Below are 19,141 nucleotides of genomic sequence, written 5' to 3' on the forward strand. Positions count from 1 at the left end.
ATCACCCGAAGGTGAAGACCAAACAGCGAAGAATCCCTGGACCCCTCGCCCGGCTCAGACCTAAGTGCTTGATTTTCAAGCCGCTTCAGCATCTGCGCCGGAAGTGGGGCGCATTATAGGGGAGTTTCGGGGCAGGTCAACAGTTATTTTACGACCGAGTTGCAGCGGATCAATTCGGCCATGTCCCTGACCGCCTGCTTGAAGCCGACGAAGACTGCCTGGGCGACGATGGCATGACCGATGTTCAGCTCGTTGATACCTGGCAAGGCCGCGATCGGCTGAACATTGTGGTAGTGCAGGCCATGGCCGGCATTGACCACCAGCCCGAGGCCGGTGGCGAATTCCATCGCCTTGGCCAGGCGCTGCAGCTCCAGAGTCTGCTCGTGCTGGGTGTCAGCCTCGGCATAGCGACCGGTGTGCAGTTCGATCACCGGGGCGCCGCAGTCCTTGGCCGCCTGAATCTGCTGCAGATCCGGGTCTATAAAGAGGGATACCTCCGAAGCGGGCAGCGCGGCGATGGCATCACGGATGCGCTGGACCTGACCCAGGACATCCAGCCCACCTTCGGTGGTCAGCTCTTCCCGGCGCTCCGGCACCAGGCAGACGTGCTCGGGACGGATCTCTTGGGCGAAGGCCAGCATCTCGGGGGTCAGGGCGACTTCGAGATTCATGCGGGTCTGCAGGAGGTCGCGCAGCAGGCGGACATCCCGCTCCTGGATATGCCGACGGTCCTCACGCAGGTGCAGGGTGATGCCGTCCGCTCCGGCCTCCTCGGCGTCCAGTGCCGCCTTGACCGGATCGGGATACCTCGTACCCCGGGCCTGGCGCAGGGTGGCGACATGATCGATGTTGACGCCCAACAGGACACGACTGAACTCTTTCATGGCTTATTCACTTGGCTTGGCGAACAATTCGCGACTCATCAGGGGTTTGCTGCCCAGGTGCGGCGCCAGGGCCTGGCGCATCAGGCGCTTGGCAGCGCGAACTACCGTGGGATCGTCCCACTCGCCGCGATCCAGTGCCAGGATTTCCGCGCCAGCCAGACAGCCCGGGCGAACCTCGTCGACGGGCTCGAAGCCCTGATCCGGAATGAAGCGATAAAGGCGCTGGCCGTCGATGGCCCGGCCGTCCAGGGCCTGAGACAGCGAAAAGCCGTAGCCCAGCAGATCGAGCAAACGCCATTCGAAGGTACGCAACAGGGGTTCGACCGGACGACCCTGGACCAGGGCGGCCAGGGTCAGACCATAGAGTTCGAAGAGGGCGGGATAGGGATCTTCGGCGGGTAGCAGCCGGACCAGCAGTTCGTTGAGATAGAAGCCACTGAAAAGGGCCTGCCCCTGGAGCAGAAAGGGCGGCGCCAGAGCCGCCACCTTCTGCAGATTCTTCAGCTCCCCTCGCCCGCTGAGCTGGGCCTCGAGCGGAATGAAGGGTCTGGCCAGGCTCCCGGAGCGGGAGCGGGCTGCCCGCAACACGGTACGGACCCGGCCAAAGGCGCCGAACACATCCACCAGCGCACTGCTTTCCCGGTAGGGACGCGAATGCAGGACGAACAGCGGCTCGGACGCCTGCATCGCTAGAGGTCGGAATAACCCAGAGAGCGCAGGGCACGCTCGTCATCGGACCAACCGCCTTTGACCTTGACCCAGAGGTTGAGCATGACCTTGGCGTCGAACAGGGTTTCCATGTCGTGGCGGGCTTCCTGGCCGATCCGCTTGATGCGCTCGCCGGCCTGACCGATGAGGATCTTCTTCTGGCCATCGCGCTCGACCAGAATCAGGCCATGGATGTGCAGCACCCCGTTGTCGTACTTGAACTCCTCGATCTCGACCGCGACCTGATAGGGCAATTCCGCCCCCAGCTGGCGCATGATCTTTTCGCGGATCAGTTCGGCCGCGAGGAAGCGGCTGGATCTGTCGGTGATCTGGTCCTCGGGGAAGAAGTGGTCACCTTCCGGCAGACGTTCGGCGACCAGTTCCTCGAGGGCGTCGAGATTGTGGCCGTGCTGGGCCGAGATCGGAATGAGCGCGGCTTCCGGCAACTGCTCCTGCAGCCATTGCAGGTGCGGCAGCATGTCGGCCTTGTCTTCCAGGCGATCCATCTTGTTGACGGCGAGCAGCACCGGGCATTTCACGAAGCGCACCCGCTCCAGCACCATCTGGTCTTCGTCGGTCCAGCGGGTGCGATCGACCACGAACACCACGACGTCCACATCGCGCAGGGCGGTGACGGCCGTCTTGTTCATGAAGCGGTTGAGCGCCTTCTGGTTTTCCTTGTGCAGACCGGGGGTATCCACATAGATGGTCTGGACCTCCCCCTCGGTCTTGATGCCGAGCATGTTGTGCCGGGTGGTCTGCGGCTTGCGCGAGGTGATGGCGAGTTTCTGCCCGAGGATATGGTTGAGCAGCGTGGACTTGCCGACGTTGGGACGCCCCACGATGGCTACGTAGCCGCAGCGCGATGTCTTCAGCTCATCATTCATGACCATTCTCCACGCCCAGGGCGATCAAGGCCGCCGAGGCAGCTATCTGTTCGGCGATGCGGCGACTGACGCCCTGCCCCGTCGTCTTTTCGTTGAGCATGGCGATCTCGCATTCGACGAAGAAGACCCGGCAATGGGGCTCTCCTTCGATGGCGACCACTTCGTAGCGCGGCAGGTCGCAGGCGCGTGCCTGGAGGAACTCCTGCAGTCGCGTCTTGGGATCCTTGTTGGTATCCACCGGCGTCAGCTCGCGCAGTTGCGGACCGAGCCAGGCCATGACCCGGTCTTTGGCCGCGTCCATGCCGGCATCAAGATAGATGCCGCCGATCAGGGCTTCCATGGCATCGGCGAGAATGGATTCGCGACGAAAGCCACCGCTCTTCAGTTCACCGGAACCCAGGCGCAGGTAGTCGCCGAGTTCGAAGCTGCGTGCCAGCAGCGCCAGGGTCTCGCCTTTCACCAGCTTGGCCCGCAAGCGGGACAGCTGGCCTTCGCGGGCCTGGGGGAAGTGATCGTAGAGGGCTTCGCCGATGATGAAGTTGAGGATGGCGTCGCCGAGAAATTCCAGGCGTTCGTTGTTGCGACCGGCAAAGCTGCGGTGCGTGAGGGCGAGCAGCATCAGGTCCGGGTCCTGGAAGGTATAACCCAGCCGACGCTCGAGGCGATCTAGAGATAAAGTCACGGGAGATTTATACGGAAATCACGATTGAAACGAACGACCAGATCGATGTTGCGAATCAGGTGTTCACGTTTTTCATAGTCGAGGCGGATCTGCAGATGGTTGCCGTCGGCTTCGACACGCATGGCCTTCTGCAGATCGAGATCACGGATGTCGTTCACCTGCATACCCTTCCCCACGTAGCTGTAGACGTCGGACACGCTGCGAATCTGGTTATCGGGGTTGTCGCCGATGGATTCGATGACCTTGGTCAGAGCATTGTAGTCCAGGTAATGCGGCACGAGTTTCATGGCCGTGCTGGCCAGGAAGGCAATGACGCAGAGTCCGAGCAGACCACCGAGAAACGACAGACCCTGCTGACGCGACGGGAGACCGGATACTCTGCGTTCATTCATCTGATGATACCTACGCGAGACAGGGTGGGCATGCTCTGCAGCTTGGGCTCCGGCCAGCTCAGCCAGACGGCGAAGGCCTTGCCGACGATATTACGATCGGGAACCATGCCGAGCAGGTCACGGGGAATGCTGGGATCGTCCCAGTAGCGACTGTCGTTGGAGTTGTCGCGATTGTCACCCATCATGAAGTAGTGACCGGCCGGCACCTTCCACTCGTGGTCAGGCTCCATGCGGTAGCGGGTCATCTCTTCGCGGATCAGGTGTTCGGCCTTGCCCAGTTGCTCCTTGAACAGCTTGACGCTGCCCAGCGAACCCGGCTCGTCGCCCACCAGCTCCTCGCTGACGCGCTGGCCGTTGATGTACAGCTGCTTGTCGCTGGTATAGCGGATGGTATCGCCCGGCACGCCAATCACGCGCTTGATGTAGTTGACGCTGGGATCGCTGGGATAGCGGAATACCATGACGTCGCCACGCTGCGGATCACCGATCGGAATGACCTTGAGATCGATCACCGGCAGGCGGATGCCGTAGGCGAATTTGTTCACCAGGATGAAGTCGCCCACTTCCAGGGTCGGCTTCATGGAGCCCGAAGGAATCTGGAACGGCTCCACCAGGAAGGATCTCAGGATCAGCACGATGGCCAGGACGGGAAAGAAGGACTTCCCGTACTCGACCAGCGCCGGTTCCTTGTTCAACTGCTCCAGGACCACGGGATCAGGCTCGCTGACCTGCTGCCCGTAGGTCTGGATCGCCTTGCGACGACGCGGTGCGAGCACCAGCAGATCGATGAGCGCCAGGACGCCGCAGACGGCGACCGCGAGAACCAGCAACAGAGGGAAGTTCCAGGACATGGGCTTCAGCTATCCACCTTGAGCACGGCCAGGAAGGCCTCTTGAGGAATCTCTACGCTACCAACCTGCTTCATGCGCTTCTTACCCGCCTTCTGCTTTTCCAGCAGCTTGCGCTTACGGGAGACGTCACCGCCATAGCACTTGGCCAGGACGTTCTTGCGCAGCGCCTTGACGGTGGTACGGGCGACGATCTGACCGCCGATGGCTGCCTGGATCGCCACGTCGAACATCTGCCGCGGGATCAGCTCCTTCATCTTCTCGGTCAGGGCGCGACCCTTGTAGTGCGCCTTGTCGCGATGGACGATCAGGGCCAGGGCGTCGACCTTCTCGCCGTTGATGAGGACGTCGAGCTTGACCAGGCTGGCCGCTTCGAAGCGATCGAAGCTGTAATCGAGCGACGCATAGCCGCGGCTCACCGACTTCAGGCGGTCGAAGAAGTCCAGCACCACCTCGTTCATCGGCAGATCGTAGCTGACCTGCACCTGGCTGCTGAGGAACTGCATGTCGCGCTGGACGCCACGCTTCTCGATGCACAGGGTGATGACGTTGCCCAGGTGCTCCTGGGGGACCAGGATGTTGGCCCGGACGATGGGCTCGCGCATCTCGGCGACGGAGGCCAGATCCGGCAGTTTCGAGGGGTTGTCGACATAGATGGTGCTGCCATCCTTGAGCACCACCTCGAAGACCACGGTCGGCGCCGTGGTGATGAGGTCGAGATCGTATTCCCGCTCCAGACGCTCCTGGATGATCTCCATGTGCAGCATGCCGAGGAAGCCGATGCGGAAGCCGAAGCCGAGGGCCTCGGAGCTTTCCGGCTCGTATTGCAGGGCCGCGTCGTTGAGGGTGAGCTTCTGCAGGGCTTCGCGGAAGTCCTCGAAGTCGTCGGAGCTGACCGGGAACAGACCGGCATAGACCTGCGGCTTGACCCGCTGGAAGCCTGGCAGCATGGCCACGTCAGGGGTGGCGCTGAGGGTCAGGGTGTCACCGACCGGGGCGCCGAGGATTTCCTTGATGCCGGCGATGATGAAGCCCACTTCACCGGCCTTCAGATCAGGCATCTCGGTGTGCTTGGGCGAGAAGACGCCGACGCTGTCGACCTGGTGCACCTTGCCGGTGGACTTGACCAGGATCTTGTCGCCCTTCTTGACCCGACCGTGCTTGACGCGTACCAGCGAAACGACGCCCAGGTAGTTGTCGAACCAGGAGTCGATGATCAGCGCCTGCAGCGGCGCCTCGATCTCGCCTTCCGGCGGCGGAATGACCTTGACCAGCTGTTCGAGCACCTCGGGCACGCCCATGCCGCTCTTGGCACTGCAAGGCACGGCGTTGGTCGCATCGATGCCGATGATGTGCTCGATTTCGGCCTTGACCTTGTCCGGATCGGCCTGGGGCAGATCCATCTTGTTCAGCACCGGCATGACCTCGAGGCCCTGCTCGATGGCGGTATAGCAGTTGGCGACCGACTGGGCTTCCACGCCCTGCCCCGCGTCCACCACCAGCAGCGCGCCTTCGCAGGCGGCCAGCGAGCGGCTGACTTCATAGGTGAAGTCGACGTGGCCGGGAGTATCGATGAAGTTGAGCTGGTAGGTCTTACCGTCTTCGGCCTTGTAGTACAGCGTAACGCTGTGGGCCTTGATGGTGATGCCACGCTCACGCTCGAGGTCCATGGAATCCAGGACCTGGGCCTCCATTTCTCGGTCGCTCAAGCCACCACACATCTGGATGAACCGATCCGCAAGCGTCGACTTGCCGTGATCGATGTGGGCGATGATGGAGAAATTGCGGATATGGCTCAGATCACTCACGAATCAGCACTCGAATAGCCAGCGGCGGAACATCCGCCGGGAAAATAGCGGGGGAGTTTACCTGAATGCGGCAAACAAGGGGACTCGCGCCGTTCGAGCGGACAAAAAGAAGGGGCGGTCGCCCGCCCCCGCGCGCCTGCCTTGCCGTTACTTGCCGGGCAGCTTGAAGGTGATGAAGCTGGCGCGACCGTCGCGCACCACGCGCATCGAGATGGAGCGCCCCGCCGGCAGCGCCGAGGTGATCTTCTCGAAGGCCGGGGCCGATTCGATCGGCTGGTTGTTCAGATGGGTGATGACGTCACCCGGACGCAGGCCAATGGCCGCGGCGGGACCGTCACCACTCAGCTTGTTGATGACCACGCCACCCTGGATATCCAGCGTCTTCTTCTGCTCGGGCGTCAGGTTGGCGACGGCGATGCCCAGGCGATTGCTGGCGCGGTCAGAGCCACGCTCGCCACCGGAAGCGACCTGATCATCCTTGGGCATGTCGCCCACGGTGACGCTCAGATTCTGCCGCTTGCCTTCGCGGATGATCTCCATGTCGGCCTTGGCACCCGGCTTGAGGTTGCCGATCAGGTGCGGCAGGTCGGCGGATTCCTCGATCTTCTGGCCATTGACCGAGAGGATGACATCACCCACCTTGATACCGCTCTTGGCGGCGGGACCGTCGTCGAGGGTCTGGGCGACCAGGGCACCCGCCGGACGATCCAGGCCGAAGGACTCGGCGAGATCCTTGTCCACTTCCTGGATGACCACGCCCAGCCAGCCGCGGCTGACCTTGCCTTCCGTCTTGAGCTGATTGGCCACGTTCATGGCGACGTCGATGGGGATGGCGAAGGACAGCCCCATGAAGCCCCCGGAACGGGTGAAGATCTGCGAGTTGATTCCGACCACTTCACCCTTGAGGTTGAACAGCGGGCCGCCGGAGTTGCCCGGATTGATGGCTACGTCGGTCTGGATGAAGGGCACGTAGCTTTCATTGGGCAGGCTGCGCCCCTTGGCGCTGACGATACCGGCGGTGACCGAATGATCGAAGCCGAAGGGTGAGCCGATGGCCAGCACCCATTCACCGACCTTGAGCTGGTCGGAATTGCCCAGCTTGAGGGTAGGCAGGTCCTTGGCGTCGATCTTCAGCAGGGCCACGTCGGTACGGGGATCCGCACCGATCAGCTTGGCGGTGTGATCGCTGCGATCGGAAAGGCGTACCAGGATCTCGTCGGCATCGGCGACCACATGGTTGTTGGTCAGAATGTAGCCATCGGGCGAGATGATGAAGCCGGAACCCAGCGACTGGGCCTGCTCCTGCTTGCCCCGGGGACTGCGCGGCATCTGCGGAATGCTGCGCTCGAAGAATTCACGGATACCCGGTGGCAGACCTTCCAGATCCGGCATGGTCATGGCGCCGGCACCTCGACCTTCGGGAATTTTCTGCCGGGTGCTGATGTTGACGACCGCGGGAGACGCCGCCTCGACCAGACCGGTGAAATCCGGCAGATCGGCCCGCGCCATGGCCGTCAGACCCATCAACCAGAGCCCCATCAGGGCCGCCGTGTAATGCTTTAGATTGCGCATGCGCATGCAGCTCCACTCTATCCAATGACTTGAACACATCGCTGGCAACCTGCCTTTCCGGGATCGGAGGCACTGTCAGTGACGACTGGCAGCAGAAATACCACGCCCTTGCTGAACGATAGCTTTCGAAGCTTTTTTGCGACCTGGTCGAAAATCTCCAGGGCAAAAAAAACGGCGCCTGGAGCTGGTCTCCGGGCGCCGTTTCGAGATGAAACCAGCGGATCAACGCTGAGCAGGAGCGTCCTGCTTTTCACCTGCCGCAGGCTGATCAGCCTTGACTTCGGCGTTGGCCTTGGTGCTCTCTTCGCTGAAGCTGGCCAGTACAGCCGGACTACGCGCGGGTTGCGGCACGGTCAGCTGGCTCGGCGCCTGCTGGGCCAGACCCTGGGTGGAGACGTCGGACTGGTTGTACATCCGCACGCCCGCCAGTACGGCGAAGGTAACGGACGCGGCAACCGCGACACGACCCAGGCTCGACCAGCGACCCTTGCTCGCCTGAGCAGCGACAGGCGCTGCTGCCGGCGCTGCGGCGACCTCATCACGCTCCAGCGTGGTGGTGACGCCTTTGGCGATGTCCAGATTCGGCAGCATGGGCTCACCGCGAATCACGGCGCTGACCATGGCGTAGCGCGACCAGGTGGCGCGCAATTCCGGGTCCTTGCTGACCTCGGCGATGACGCGCCGGGTTTCGAATTCGTCCGCTTCGTTATCCATAACAGCGGACAGGGATTCCAGCAGGGCTTCACGACTCATACGTATTACCTCTCTAAAAGCTGTCGCCGCTGTCTATGCATCACGCAGCAGGGGCTGCAATGCTTTGTCTATCGCTTCCCGAGCCCGAAAAATCCGGGACCGGACCGTTCCTACCGGACATTGCATTACATTGGCAATGTCCTCGTAGCTGAGGCCTTCGAACTCACGAAGGGTCAGCGCAGTACGCAGATCTTCCGGGAGTTGCTGGATGGTCCGATGCACGGTGGCCTCGATCTCATCCCGCAAAAGAGACCGCTCCGGGGACTCGATGTCCTTTAGAGCATGGTCGCCTTCATAAAATTCCGCATCTTCGGCGCTGACGTCGCTGTCCGGTGGACGACGACCCCGGGCAACCAGATGGTTCTTTGCCGTGTTGATGGCGATGCGATAAAGCCAGGTGTAGAAAGCACTGTCGCCACGGAAGTTCCCGAGGGCGCGATAGGCTTTGATGAAAGCCTCCTGAGCGACGTCCTGAGCTTCCTGGGTATCGTGGACGAAACGCACGATCAGACCGAGAATCTTGTGCTGATACTTGAGCACCAGCAGGTCGAAGGCGCGCTTGTCGCCGCGCTGCACGCGCTCGACCAGTTGTTGATCCTGCTCCTGAGTGGGCAGGGCTTGCTTGCTATCCTTGGCTTGCAGCTCGGTATCGTCCTTGCCTTCACTATCGACGCGCGCTGCTAGACTGGGCTGTTGCACGAAGTTTCTCCCCTCCACAGCAGTTGATGAGCGAGCACTAAAATGGCTGCTGATCGCTCCTGGGTATCACTGATTTGGCTTTGGCAGATGGCCCATTCTCGTCGAGGCACTCCGGCCGCACGGATGAGCGATTATCTGTACATAGACCCCGTTTGACGCCCGCGAGTTCCCTGCCCCTTCCCCACCGATGGCTATGCCGTCAGCCGCCGTGTTCCTATACTCGCCGTCTCGGTGAGAAGGAAACGTCATGGCGCGTCATCTGGAATTCGATGTCCTGGTAATCGGCAGTGGCGCCGCGGGCCTGACGCTCGCGCTCAATCTGCCCGCGTCGCTGTCGATCGCGGTGCTGAGCAAGGGCGAACTGGCGCATGGCTCGACCTACTGGGCGCAGGGGGGTGTCGCCGCCGTGCTGGACGAAGGCGATACCGTCGAGGCGCACGTGCAGGATACCCTAGTCGCGGGCGCCGGGCTGTGCGACGAGGCCGCCGTGCGCTTCACCGTCGAGCACAGTCGCGAGGCCATGCAGTGGCTGATCGACCAGGGCGTGCCCTTCACCCGTGAGCTGGACGCCGCCAAGGGCGGTCTTGGCTTTCACCTGACCCGGGAAGGCGGCCACAGCCACCGGCGTATCATTCACGCCGCCGATGCCACCGGCATGGCCATCTTCGACACCCTGCTGCGCACCGCCGAAGGCCGCCCCAACATCCAGCTGCTCAGCCAGCGCGTGGCGGTGGATCTGATCACCACAGAAAAACTCGGCCGGCCGGGCGCGCGCTGCCTGGGCGCCTATGTGCTCGACCGCACCAGCGATCAGGTGGATACCTTGCACGCGCGCTTCACGGTGCTGGCCACCGGCGGAGCCAGCAAGGCCTACCTCTATAGCACCAACCAGGACAGCGCCAGCGGCGACGGCATCGCCATGGCCTGGCGCGCCGGCTGCTCGGTGGCCAATCTGGAATTCAACCAGTTTCATCCGACTTGCCTCTATCACCCCCATGCGCGGAGCTTCCTGATCACCGAAGCCCTGCGTGGCGAGGGGGCCGTATTGCGCCTGCCCGATGGCGAACGCTTCATGCCGCGCTTCGACCCCCGCGCCGACCTGGCACCGCGCGACGTGGTGGCCCGCGCCATCGACCACGAGATGAAGCGCCTGGGCATCGACTGCGTCTTCCTCGACATCAGCCACAAGCCGGCGGATTTCGTGCAGGAGCACTTTCCCACGGTCTATCGCCGCTGCCTGGAACTGGCCATCGACATCACCCGCGATCCGATCCCCGTGGTACCGGCCGCGCACTACACCTGTGGCGGGGTGCGCGTCGATGAGCACGGACGCTCGGATCTGGCCGGTCTCTACGCCATCGGCGAAACCAGCTGTACCGGTCTGCATGGCGCCAATCGCATGGCCAGCAATTCGCTGCTGGAGTGCTTCGTCTACGCACGCTCGGCGGCACTGGACATCCAGGCGCAAGAAGCCGAGATCGCCATGCCGCGTGACCTGCCCGACTGGGATGCCAGCCAGGTGACGGACTCAGACGAGGACGTGGTGATCGCGCACAACTGGGACGAGTTGCGGCGCTTCATGTGGGACTACGTCGGCATCGTGCGCACCTCCAAGCGACTGGTGCGCGCTCGCCATCGGATTCGGCTGCTGATGGACGAGATCGACGAGTTCTACAGCAACTATAGAGTGAGTCGCGATCTGATCGAGTTGCGCAACCTGGCGCAGGTGGCCGAACTGATCATCGAGAGCGCCCTCGCCCGCCAGGAGAGTCGCGGCCTGCACTTCACCCTGGACTATCCGCAGCTCGCCAGCACGGCCCGGGACACTATTCTGGTGCCGCGAACCGACGCGGCGCGAAGCGAAGCCTGACTCTCAGGCGGCGATGGGCGTCCGCGCCGAGGCTGTCGCGGGCGATGCAGAGACTGCGGGTGCGTCTTTCGTCCGGCACCCGATAACGCAGCACCACCAACCGCGCCAGGGCCAGGCTGTCCGGGCGCACCTGGATGGCCTGCCAACCGGTCGCTGGCGACCAGAGCTGCCAACCCTCGGCGCCATGCCGCAGCCGCCGTGGCACGCCCGGGTAGCGCTGCTGGAGCTGGCGCTGGCGCACGCGCTGCCAGGACCAGAGAACCAGCAGCGTCAGCAGGGGCTTGAGCGTCCAGGGAATGGCCGCCAGCCAGGGGCAGATCCCTGCGGCGAAGGCGGCCAGGGCGTGCAGCCGCAGGAGGCCGGCAGAGGCGCTCCAGCGGCATTCGAAGGGCTCAAGCCGGTTGGACACGGTCCAGGATCATGCGCACGATGAGCTGCAGATCGCGGTCTTCCGGTTCGCCACGCTGCATGAACCAGTGGAACATGTCCTGATCCTCGCACTCGAGCAGCTTGCGATAGCGGGCCTGGTCTTCCGCGCCCAGGGAGGAATAGACCTCCTTGACGAAGGGCACCAGCAATACATCCAGTTCCAGCATGCCGCGACGGCTGTGCCAGTACAATTTGTTGAGTTCGGTAGCTTCGGTACTCATGGGGACTCCTGCGACAATCGGCGCAGTATAAGCCCGAAGCGCCCCGCCGCGCAGTGCGCCTGACATTCACCCCGGGCGCGCCTATGATGAGCGGCTTCACTCGACACGGAGCTGCTGCCGCAATGGCCGACTCGCCGTATTTCTGCCGCTTGACCCACGAAGGCGTCCTGGCCATCCGCGGGGTCGATGCGACCAAGTTTCTCCAGGGGCAGGTGACCTGCAACCTCAACTATCTCACTGACGACCAGGCCGGCCTGGGGGGTCGCTGCACACCCAAGGGGCGCCTGGTGTCCAGCTTCCGCATCGTCAGGCAGGCCGACAGCTATCTGCTGGCGATGGCCACGGAACTGGTCGAACCGCTGCTGACCGATCTGAAGAAATATGCGGTCTTTTCCAAGTCGACGCTGACCGACGAAAGCGCGCAATGGCAACGGCTGGGATTCTCTGCCACCGGCTTCACCAGCGCCTATCCCGATTGCGTCCTGGCCGACCAGGCCAATGCCGTGACGCCCCTCGACGGCGGCTTCGCCCTGCGGCTGGAGGATGGTCGGGTCGAGACCTGGCGCGCGGCGGACGTAGCGGCGCCAGCCTTGCCGGAGATCGCGCTCGACGCCTGGCTGCTGGCCCAGGTGCGGGCCGGCGTGGGCCAGGTGTTCGGCGCGACCCGCGAGCTGTTCGTCCCGCAGATGATCAATCTGCAGGCGCTGGATGGCGTGAGCTTTCGCAAGGGCTGCTACACCGGCCAGGAGATCGTCGCGCGCATGCAGTACCTGGGCAAGCTCAAGCGGCGCCTCTATCGACTCGCCGGCAGCGGCCAGCCCCCTGCCGTGGGTACCGCGCTGTTCTCACCGGTGCATGGCAGCAGCGTGGGCGAGGTGGTGCTCGCCGCGTCTAGCGCCGAGGGTTGTGAATTCCTGGCGGTGCTGCAGGGCGATGCCGCCGAGGATGGACGCGTCTCGGTGGGCAGCTCGGACGGGCCAAACTGCCGTTTACTCGATTTGCCCTACTCACTCGATAGCGATCGTGAAATAAAGCGCTGAAGGTTGGGATCGCCTTTTCCGCTCCTCACACAGGTACGTCATGACTCCTCTTGCCGAAAAAGTTGTCCAGGATCTTCTCCACGCGATAGACACCGATCGCGTGGTGCTGCCTACCCTTCCCGAGGTGGCGCTGAAGGTCAGAGAAGCGGCCGAAGACCCCAACGTGGGGGTCGCCGAGCTGAGCCGGGTGATCGCTTTGGACGCCGCCTTGACGGCGCGCCTGATCAAGGTGGTCAACAGCCCGCTGCTGCGCACCAGCAAGGAGATCACCGACCTGCAGATGGCGGTCGGGCGCCTGGGCATCAATTACACGGCGAATCTGGCCACGGGCCTGGCCATGCAGCAGATGTTCCAGGCCACCAGCGACGCCGTGGATCGCAAGATGCGCGAGGTCTGGAGCCAGGGCACCGAGATCGCCGCCACCAGCCATGCGCTGTGCAAGAAATACACGCGACTGATGGCCGACCGCGCCCTGCTCGCCGGCCTGGTGCACCAGATCGGCGTGCTGCCGATCCTCACCTATGCCGAAGAACAGGAAGACCTGCTGGCCAATGCCATCACCCTCGATCAGGTGACGGCGCGCATCCATCCGCAGATCGGCGAACGCATTCTCAAGGTCTGGGATTTTCCGGCCGACATCGCCTGCGTGCCCCGGGAGTATCTGGTGCTGGACCGTCAGCCCGCGGCGGCCGACTACGCCGATATCGTGCAGGTCGCCTCGCAGCTGCACGCGCAGCGCCAGGGTCAGCAGGACATCGCGGTCCAGACGCTGCCCGCCGGCATCCGCCTGGGGCTTAACAACCAGCCGGATCCCGCCCAGGATCAGTCCTTCTGGGACGCGGTGGAACAGTCGCGGACGCTGCTCGGCTGAGCCTAGGCTTCCTCGGCGGGAAATTCGACCCGCACCCGTAGCCCACCGAGCGCACCGTCCAGCAACTGGATGCGGGCGCGGTGGGCGGCGCAGATCTCCCCGACGATGGCCAGCCCCAGACCGGCGCCCCCGGACTGCGGATCCAGGCGCTGAAAACGCTCGAAGACCTTGGCCCGCGCATTGGCCGGAATGCCGGGGCCGTCGTCCTCGACTTCCAGCACCGCCGGCGCCAGCACCCGCACCACGATGTTGCCACCTGGCTGGCTATGGGCCAGGGCGTTTTCCACCAGATTGCAGAGCAGCTCGTTGAGCAGCGTCGGCTCGCCGATCACCGGCGCCTTGGCGAAGGGCTCGAAGGCCAGGGCGACGCCCTTGGCATGGGCCAGCGGCGCCAGCGCCATGGCCAGCTCCCGTGCCAGTTCGCTGAGCTCCAGGCGTTCGGCGCCGCCCTCGGCGATGGCCTGGGCGCCGCTCTCGATGCGGGCCAGCGACAGCAGCTGGTTGGCCAGGCGCGCCAGGCGATCGGTGCTGGCGCGGGTCTCTTCCAGGGTGGCGTACCAGGCCTGGGACTCGCGTTCGCGCAGGCCCAGTTCGACTCGCGCCTTGATCGCCGCCAGCGGGGTGCGCAATTCGTGGGCGGCGTTGGCGATGAAGTCGGCCTGGCGCTCGAACAGGCGGCGCAGGCGCAGGGTGAAGCCCTCCAGGGCATGCACCAGCGGCAGCAGTTCCTGGGGCGCCCGCACCTCGGGCAGCGGGCGCAGGTCGTCCACCCCACGCTCTTCCACGGCCTGACGCAGGCGCTCCAAGGGTCGCAGGGCGGCGCCGACCGCCATCCACACCAGCAGGATGGCACCCAGCCCCATCAGCCCGAGACGGATCAGGGTGTCGGTGAGCAGACTGCGGGCCACCTCCTCGCGAGCTTCGGCGGTCTCGGCGACGCGGATCTCGGCCATACCGGTGAGATCCGGCTGGCTGACCGGCTGGGCCAGGCTGACCACCCGCACGTCCTTGCCGCGATAGGTGCTGTTGTAGAAGCGCGCCAGGGCCGGATAGTCGCGGGTCAGGGCAGTGCCCGGCGGCGGGGGCGGGATCTCTTCATAGCCGGAAATCAGCCGGCCACGGGTATCCAGCACCTGGTAGAAGATGCGCCCCACGTTGTCGTAGGCGAAATTGTCCAGGGCGATGTAGGGCACATCGGCGCGCAGGGTGCCGTTGGACGCCGACAGGCCCGCAGCGATGGTCCGGGCCGAAGCCAGCAGCGTCCGGTCATAGGCCACGTCGGCCAGGCGCCGGCCATTGAGATAGGCCGCCAGGCTGCTGATCGCCAGGATCACCGCGAGCAGGATGACCATTCGCAGCAGCAGGCGACCACGCAGGCTGCCCGCCGCCTTTGCCACTTCAGCCATGCTGTTCTTCCAGCAGATAGCCCAGGCCGCGGAAGGTGACGATGCGCACCGCGCCGGCTTCCAGCTTCTTGCGCAGGCGGTGGACATAGATCTCGATGGCCTCGGGACTGGCCTCCTCGTCCAGGCCGAAGACCTGGGCGGCGAGCTGTTCCTTGCTCATGACCCGTCCGGGACGGGCGATCAGGGCAGCCAGCACGGCATGCTCGCGGGAAGTGAGCGACAGCGCCTCCTCGCCCAGGGTGAAGCGCGAGGTATTGAGGTCGTAGATCAGCGGACCGCAGCGCTGCTGGCGATCGCCGCCCAGCACGCTGCGGCGGAGCAGAGCCTTGACCCGGGCTTCCAGCTCGGTGAGTTCGAAGGGCTTGGCCAGATAGTCGTCGGCGCCGAGATTGAGGCCCTGCACCCGGTCCTTGACCTCGCCACGCGCGGTGAGCATCAGCACCGGCAGGCGATCGCCGCGCTCGCGCAGACGCGCCAGCACCTCGAAGCCATCCATGCGCGGCAGGCCGACGTCGAGAATGGCCAGGGCATAGCTTTCACTCTGCAGGGCCAGGTCGGCGGCCACGCCATCGTTGAGCAGATCGACGTTGAGCCCGGCACTCTTGAGCGCCTGGGCGACGCTTTCGGCCAGAGGCGGATGATCTTCGACCAGTAGGATGCGCACGCTGACAGCTCCTGCCTAAAAGGCCCGAGTTTACCGGATAGTGGCCCCCTGACCCGTTGCCCGCCCCGCACATTCGTTGCCTTTCACAACTGAAAGGCTGTTGAAAGCTTGGCGGTCTAGAGTGAAAGGTAGCGGTCCCAGAACCGCATGATGCTTGCCCAAGCGCCACCCCTGGTTGGCCAACAACAATAACAAGCGGAACGACATCCATGCTCGCCCTCGCGCAGCACCACGAGTTCTCTCCTTCTCTCCACGAACGATCGCCGCCCCGGCGAGCCTGAGCCGTGTCCGCCTGTCAGCTTCTGAAATAACAACAAAAGGAAGACGTCGATGAGCACCACCTTGCGCACTCTCACTCTGACCCTGGCCGCCTCCGTGCTGCTGTCCGCCCAGGCCATGGCCGAACCCAAGCGTCCCGAATGCATCGCCCCGGCTTCCCCGGGCGGTGGCTTCGACCTGACCTGCAAACTGGCCCAGAGTGGCCTGGTGGAAGCCAAGCTGCTGGACAGGCCCATGCGCGTGACCTACATGCCCGGCGGCGTCGGCGCGGTGGCCTACAACACCGTGGTGGCTCAGCGTCCGGCGGATGGCGACACCATCGTCGCCTTCTCCAGTGGTTCGCTGCTGAACCTGGCCCAGGGCAAGTTCGGTCGCTTCGACGAGAAGGCCGTGCGCTGGCTGGCGGCGGTGGGTGCCAGCTACGGTGCCATCGCGGTCAAGGCCGATTCGCCCTACAAGACCCTGGGTGACCTGGTCGAGGCGCTGAAGAAGGATCCGAGCAAGGTGGTCATAGGTTCCGGCGGCACCGTGGGCAGCCAGGACTGGATGCAGACGGCGCTGATCGCCAAGGCCGCCGGCATCAATCCCAAGGACCTGCGCTACGTGGCCCTGGAAGGCGGCGGCGAGATCGCCACCGCGCTGCTGGGCGGCCACATCCAGGTCGGCAGCACCGACATCTCCGACTCCATGCCCCATGTCGAGGCCGGCAACATGCGCCTCCTGGCGGTCTTCGCCGAGCAGCGTTTCGACGAACCGGCGATGAAGGACATCCCCACCGCACGTGAGCAGGGCTACGACATCGTCTGGCCGGTGGTCCGCGGCTTCTATGTCGGCCCGAAGGTCACCGACGAGCAGTACAACTGGTGGAAAGCCAGCTTCGACAAGCTGCTGGCGTCCGACGACTTCGCCAAGCTGCGTGATCAGCGCGAGCTCTTCCCCTTCGCCATGACCGGTTCCGAACTGGACGCCTATGTGCAGAAGGAAGTCGCGCGCTACCGCGGCATGGCCAAGGAATTCGGCCTGATCCAGTAACAGAGCCCCCGCCCCTGGCGCCCTTCCGGGCGCCTTCGAGGATGTCGACATGATCTTCCAACGCGCCTTCATGGCGGTCTGGCTGGTGGCCGGACTCGTCATGCTGTTCATCGCCCGGGATTACCAGGCGCCCTTCTCCTACGAGCCGGTCGGTCCGCGGGCCTATCCGATGCTGATGTTCGGGCTGATGAGCCTGGGCCTCGCCTATCTGATCATCCGCCCCACGCCGATCGGCGATGGCGAAGACCAGAAGCCGCTGGACGCCTCGTCGCTGCGCAAGGTGGTGGCCTGCTGCGTCATCCTGCTGGGCTATGCCCTGACCTTCCAGCCGCTGGGCTTCCCCTTGAGCGCCTTCCTTACCGCCACCCTGTGCGGCCTGCTCTATGGCGGCCGCCTGATGCCCTGCGCCCTGGTCAGCCTGCTGCTCTCGGTAAGTCTCTATGTGCTGTTCGACCGGGTGATGGAAGTCCCCCTACCCCTTGGCGTGCTGGAATTCCTGGAAGGCTGACATGGAAACCTTGAATTTTCTGATGCAGGGCTTTGGCGTCGCCATGACGCCGACCAACCTGATCGTGGCGCTGATCGGCACCCTGATCGGCACCGTGGTGGGTCTGCTGCCGGGTCTCGGCCCGATCAACGGCATCGCCCTGCTGATCCCGGTCGCCTTCGCCCTGGGCCTGCCGCCGGAGACGTCGCTGATCCTGCTGGCGGCGGTCTATCTGGGCTGCGAATACGGCGGCCGGATCTCTTCGATCCTGCTGAACATCCCCGGTGAAGCCGCGACCATGATGACCTGTCTGGACGGCTATCCGCTGGCACGCCAAGGCATGGCCGGCGTGGCCCTGTCGCTGTCGGCCTGGAGCTCCTTCATCGGCGCCTTCATCGCCACCTGCGGCATGGTGCTGTTCTCGCCGCTGCTGGCCAAGTGGGCGATCGCCTTCGGTCCGGCGGAGTACTTTGCGCTGATGGCCCTGGCCATCCTCAGCCTCTCCGGCATGGCCGCCGAGAAGCCGGTCAAGACCCTGGTCGCCGCGCTCTTCGGCCTGGCCATCGCCTCCGTAGGCATCGATGCCAACAGCGGCGTCTATCGCTTCACCTTCGACAACGTGCACCTGGCCGACGGCATCGACTTCGTGATCCTGGTGCTGGGGCTGTTCTCGGTGAGCGAACTGCTCCTGCTGCTGGAGCAGACCCATCATGGCCAGGTCGCGGTCAAGGCCACCGGGCGCATGCTGTTCAACATGCGCGAAGCCCGCAGCGTGTTGATGGTCAACCTGCGCAGTTCGGTGAGCGGCTTCATCATCGGCGTCCTGCCAGGTGCTGGCGCGACCCTGGCCAGCGCCCTGGCCTACACCACCGAGAAGCGTCTGGCGGGTGCCGATGGCAAGTTCGGCAAGGGTGACCTGCGTGGCCTGGCCGCGCCGGAAACCGCCATCGGCGCGGCGGTGTGCGGCAACATGATTCCCATGCTGACCCTGGGCATCCCCGGCTCGGGCACCACCGCGGTGATGATCGGCGCCCTGACCCTGTACAACATCACCCCCGGCCCGCTGCTGTTCCAGAACGAGCCGAATCTGGTGTGGGGCCTGATCGCCTCGCTGTTCATCGCCAACGTGATGCTGCTCATCCTCAACGTGCCCATGGTGAAGATGTTCACCAAGATCCTCGATGTACCGAACTGGTCGCTGGCACCGGCCATCGCCATCATCACCGGCATCGGCGTCTACGCGGTGCACGCCACCACCTTCGACCTGGTGCTGATGGTCTGCGTGGGTATCTTCGGCTACATCATGCGCAAGCTGGACTTCCCCCTCTCGCCGCTGCTGCTGGGCTTCATCCTCGGCGAGCTGATGGAGACCAGCCTGAGACGCGCGCTGTCGATCTCCAACGGCGAAGTGGGCATCCTCTGGCAGAGCGGCATCAGCCAGGTCATCTGGATCGTCTGCATCCTGATGGTGGCCCTGCCCTTCTACCGTGCCTGGCGCAAGCGTCGCGCGCCCAAGCCCGCGACCGTCTGAAGTCGGTGACACCAGCGCCCCCGGCCGGCGTCCTTCCCCCCGCCGGCGCGTTCGTTCTGAGCGGCTAACAAACCGTAT

The 19,141-nt window shown here is 64.2% G+C and carries 20 protein-coding genes; 6 read left to right on the top strand and 14 right to left on the bottom strand.

What is annotated here, in order from left to right; translation table 11 throughout:
• Positions 1 to 143: 143 nt before the first annotated feature.
• The 10 genes from pdxJ to rpoE all read right to left on the bottom strand — a co-directional run bounded on the left by pdxJ (position 144) and on the right by rpoE (position 9,149).
• Entirely contained in the window at positions 144 to 884 is a 741-nt protein-coding gene (gene pdxJ / locus QMX82_RS22745; protein WP_282287793.1) for a pyridoxine 5'-phosphate synthase, read from the bottom strand.
• 3 nt (positions 885 to 887) lie between these two features.
• A complete protein-coding gene (gene recO / locus QMX82_RS22750; RefSeq protein ID WP_282287795.1) occupies positions 888 to 1,571 on the bottom strand; it encodes a DNA repair protein RecO in 684 nt (227 codons plus the stop codon).
• 2 nt (positions 1,572 to 1,573) lie between these two features.
• Complete coding sequence (gene era / locus QMX82_RS22755) at positions 1,574 to 2,479, bottom strand: GTPase Era (protein ID WP_282287797.1); 906 nt, start codon at positions 2,477 to 2,479, stop codon at positions 1,574 to 1,576.
• Positions 2,472 to 3,161: a ribonuclease III gene (gene rnc / locus QMX82_RS22760; RefSeq protein WP_208694181.1), complete on the bottom strand. Its 690-nt coding sequence runs from the start codon at positions 3,159 to 3,161 to the stop codon at positions 2,472 to 2,474. The genes era and rnc overlap by 8 nt, the downstream gene beginning before the upstream one ends.
• Positions 3,158 to 3,553, bottom strand: a complete 396-nt coding sequence (locus tag QMX82_RS22765) for a DUF4845 domain-containing protein (protein WP_282287800.1) — start codon at positions 3,551 to 3,553, stop codon at positions 3,158 to 3,160. The genes rnc and QMX82_RS22765 overlap by 4 nt, the downstream gene beginning before the upstream one ends.
• Positions 3,550 to 4,404 carry a signal peptidase I gene (lepB, locus tag QMX82_RS22770; RefSeq protein WP_208694179.1) on the bottom strand — a complete coding sequence of 285 codons (855 nt, stop codon included), beginning with the start codon at positions 4,402 to 4,404 and terminating at the stop codon, positions 3,550 to 3,552. Before lepB ends, QMX82_RS22765 begins: the two co-directional genes overlap by 4 nt.
• 5 nt (positions 4,405 to 4,409) lie before the next feature.
• Positions 4,410 to 6,209 (bottom strand): translation elongation factor 4, encoded by a 1,800-nt coding sequence (lepA, locus tag QMX82_RS22775; protein WP_208694178.1) that lies wholly within the window; start codon positions 6,207 to 6,209, stop codon positions 4,410 to 4,412.
• A gap of 147 nt (positions 6,210 to 6,356) precedes the next feature.
• Complete coding sequence (locus QMX82_RS22780) at positions 6,357 to 7,781, bottom strand: DegQ family serine endoprotease (protein ID WP_282287802.1); 1,425 nt, start codon at positions 7,779 to 7,781, stop codon at positions 6,357 to 6,359.
• Between the two features lie 222 nt (positions 7,782 to 8,003).
• Positions 8,004 to 8,534 (bottom strand): sigma-E factor negative regulatory protein, encoded by a 531-nt coding sequence (locus tag QMX82_RS22785; protein ID WP_208694176.1) that lies wholly within the window; start codon positions 8,532 to 8,534, stop codon positions 8,004 to 8,006.
• Positions 8,535 to 8,567: 33 nt separating this feature from the next.
• Complete coding sequence (gene rpoE, locus QMX82_RS22790) at positions 8,568 to 9,149, bottom strand: RNA polymerase sigma factor RpoE (protein WP_026083736.1); 582 nt, start codon at positions 9,147 to 9,149, stop codon at positions 8,568 to 8,570.
• A 331-nt stretch (positions 9,150 to 9,480) separates the two neighbouring features.
• Between rpoE and nadB the strand changes: the two genes are divergently transcribed.
• Positions 9,481 to 11,103 carry an L-aspartate oxidase gene (gene nadB / locus QMX82_RS22795; protein WP_282287804.1) on the top strand — a complete coding sequence of 541 codons (1,623 nt, stop codon included), beginning with the start codon at positions 9,481 to 9,483 and terminating at the stop codon, positions 11,101 to 11,103.
• On the opposite strand, the gene QMX82_RS22800 is transcribed toward nadB, so the two are convergent.
• Positions 11,060 to 11,512, bottom strand: coding sequence for a protein YgfX (locus QMX82_RS22800; RefSeq protein ID WP_282287806.1), 453 nt, complete (start codon positions 11,510 to 11,512; stop codon positions 11,060 to 11,062). The genes nadB and QMX82_RS22800 overlap by 44 nt on opposite strands.
• On the bottom strand, positions 11,496 to 11,753 hold the full coding sequence (locus tag QMX82_RS22805; protein WP_208694173.1) for an FAD assembly factor SdhE: 258 nt from the start codon (positions 11,751 to 11,753) through the stop codon (positions 11,496 to 11,498). Before QMX82_RS22805 ends, QMX82_RS22800 begins: the two co-directional genes overlap by 17 nt.
• 122 nt (positions 11,754 to 11,875) lie before the next feature.
• On the opposite strand from QMX82_RS22805, the gene ygfZ reads away from it, so the two are divergent.
• Together ygfZ and QMX82_RS22815 are read left to right on the top strand one after the other, a co-directional pair.
• The gene (gene ygfZ, locus QMX82_RS22810; RefSeq protein WP_282287808.1) at positions 11,876 to 12,793 is read left to right on the top strand and encodes a CAF17-like 4Fe-4S cluster assembly/insertion protein YgfZ; all 918 of its coding nucleotides are present in this window, start codon (positions 11,876 to 11,878) and stop codon (positions 12,791 to 12,793) included.
• Positions 12,794 to 12,833: 40 nt separating this feature from the next.
• The gene (locus QMX82_RS22815) at positions 12,834 to 13,664 is read left to right on the top strand and encodes an HDOD domain-containing protein (RefSeq protein WP_282287810.1); all 831 of its coding nucleotides are present in this window, start codon (positions 12,834 to 12,836) and stop codon (positions 13,662 to 13,664) included.
• 2 nt (positions 13,665 to 13,666) lie between these two features.
• Here the strand turns inward: QMX82_RS22815 and QMX82_RS22820 are convergent, their stop codons facing one another.
• Together QMX82_RS22820 and QMX82_RS22825 are read right to left on the bottom strand one after the other, a co-directional pair.
• Positions 13,667 to 15,070, bottom strand: a complete 1,404-nt coding sequence (locus QMX82_RS22820; protein ID WP_282287812.1) for a sensor histidine kinase — start codon at positions 15,068 to 15,070, stop codon at positions 13,667 to 13,669.
• The gene (locus tag QMX82_RS22825; protein ID WP_059313739.1) at positions 15,063 to 15,734 is read right to left on the bottom strand and encodes a response regulator; all 672 of its coding nucleotides are present in this window, start codon (positions 15,732 to 15,734) and stop codon (positions 15,063 to 15,065) included. Before QMX82_RS22825 ends, QMX82_RS22820 begins: the two co-directional genes overlap by 8 nt.
• A gap of 330 nt (positions 15,735 to 16,064) precedes the next feature.
• Between QMX82_RS22825 and QMX82_RS22830 the strand changes: the two genes are divergently transcribed.
• Genes QMX82_RS22830 through QMX82_RS22840 form a run of 3 tightly spaced genes read left to right on the top strand, consistent with a single transcriptional unit; the run spans position 16,065 to position 19,063 of the window.
• Complete coding sequence (locus tag QMX82_RS22830) at positions 16,065 to 17,045, top strand: Bug family tripartite tricarboxylate transporter substrate binding protein (RefSeq protein ID WP_133862960.1); 981 nt, start codon at positions 16,065 to 16,067, stop codon at positions 17,043 to 17,045.
• A 49-nt stretch (positions 17,046 to 17,094) separates the two neighbouring features.
• Positions 17,095 to 17,553, top strand: coding sequence for a tripartite tricarboxylate transporter TctB family protein (locus QMX82_RS22835; protein WP_017640135.1), 459 nt, complete (start codon positions 17,095 to 17,097; stop codon positions 17,551 to 17,553).
• A gap of 1 nt (position 17,554) precedes the next feature.
• Positions 17,555 to 19,063: a tripartite tricarboxylate transporter permease gene (locus tag QMX82_RS22840; RefSeq protein ID WP_282287819.1), complete on the top strand. Its 1,509-nt coding sequence runs from the start codon at positions 17,555 to 17,557 to the stop codon at positions 19,061 to 19,063.
• Positions 19,064 to 19,141: the final 78 nt, after the last annotated feature.

It is taken from the genome of Pseudomonas sp. PS02302 (genome assembly GCF_029959585.1).
Classification (GTDB): domain Bacteria; phylum Pseudomonadota; class Gammaproteobacteria; order Pseudomonadales; family Pseudomonadaceae; genus Chryseomonas; species Chryseomonas aestiva.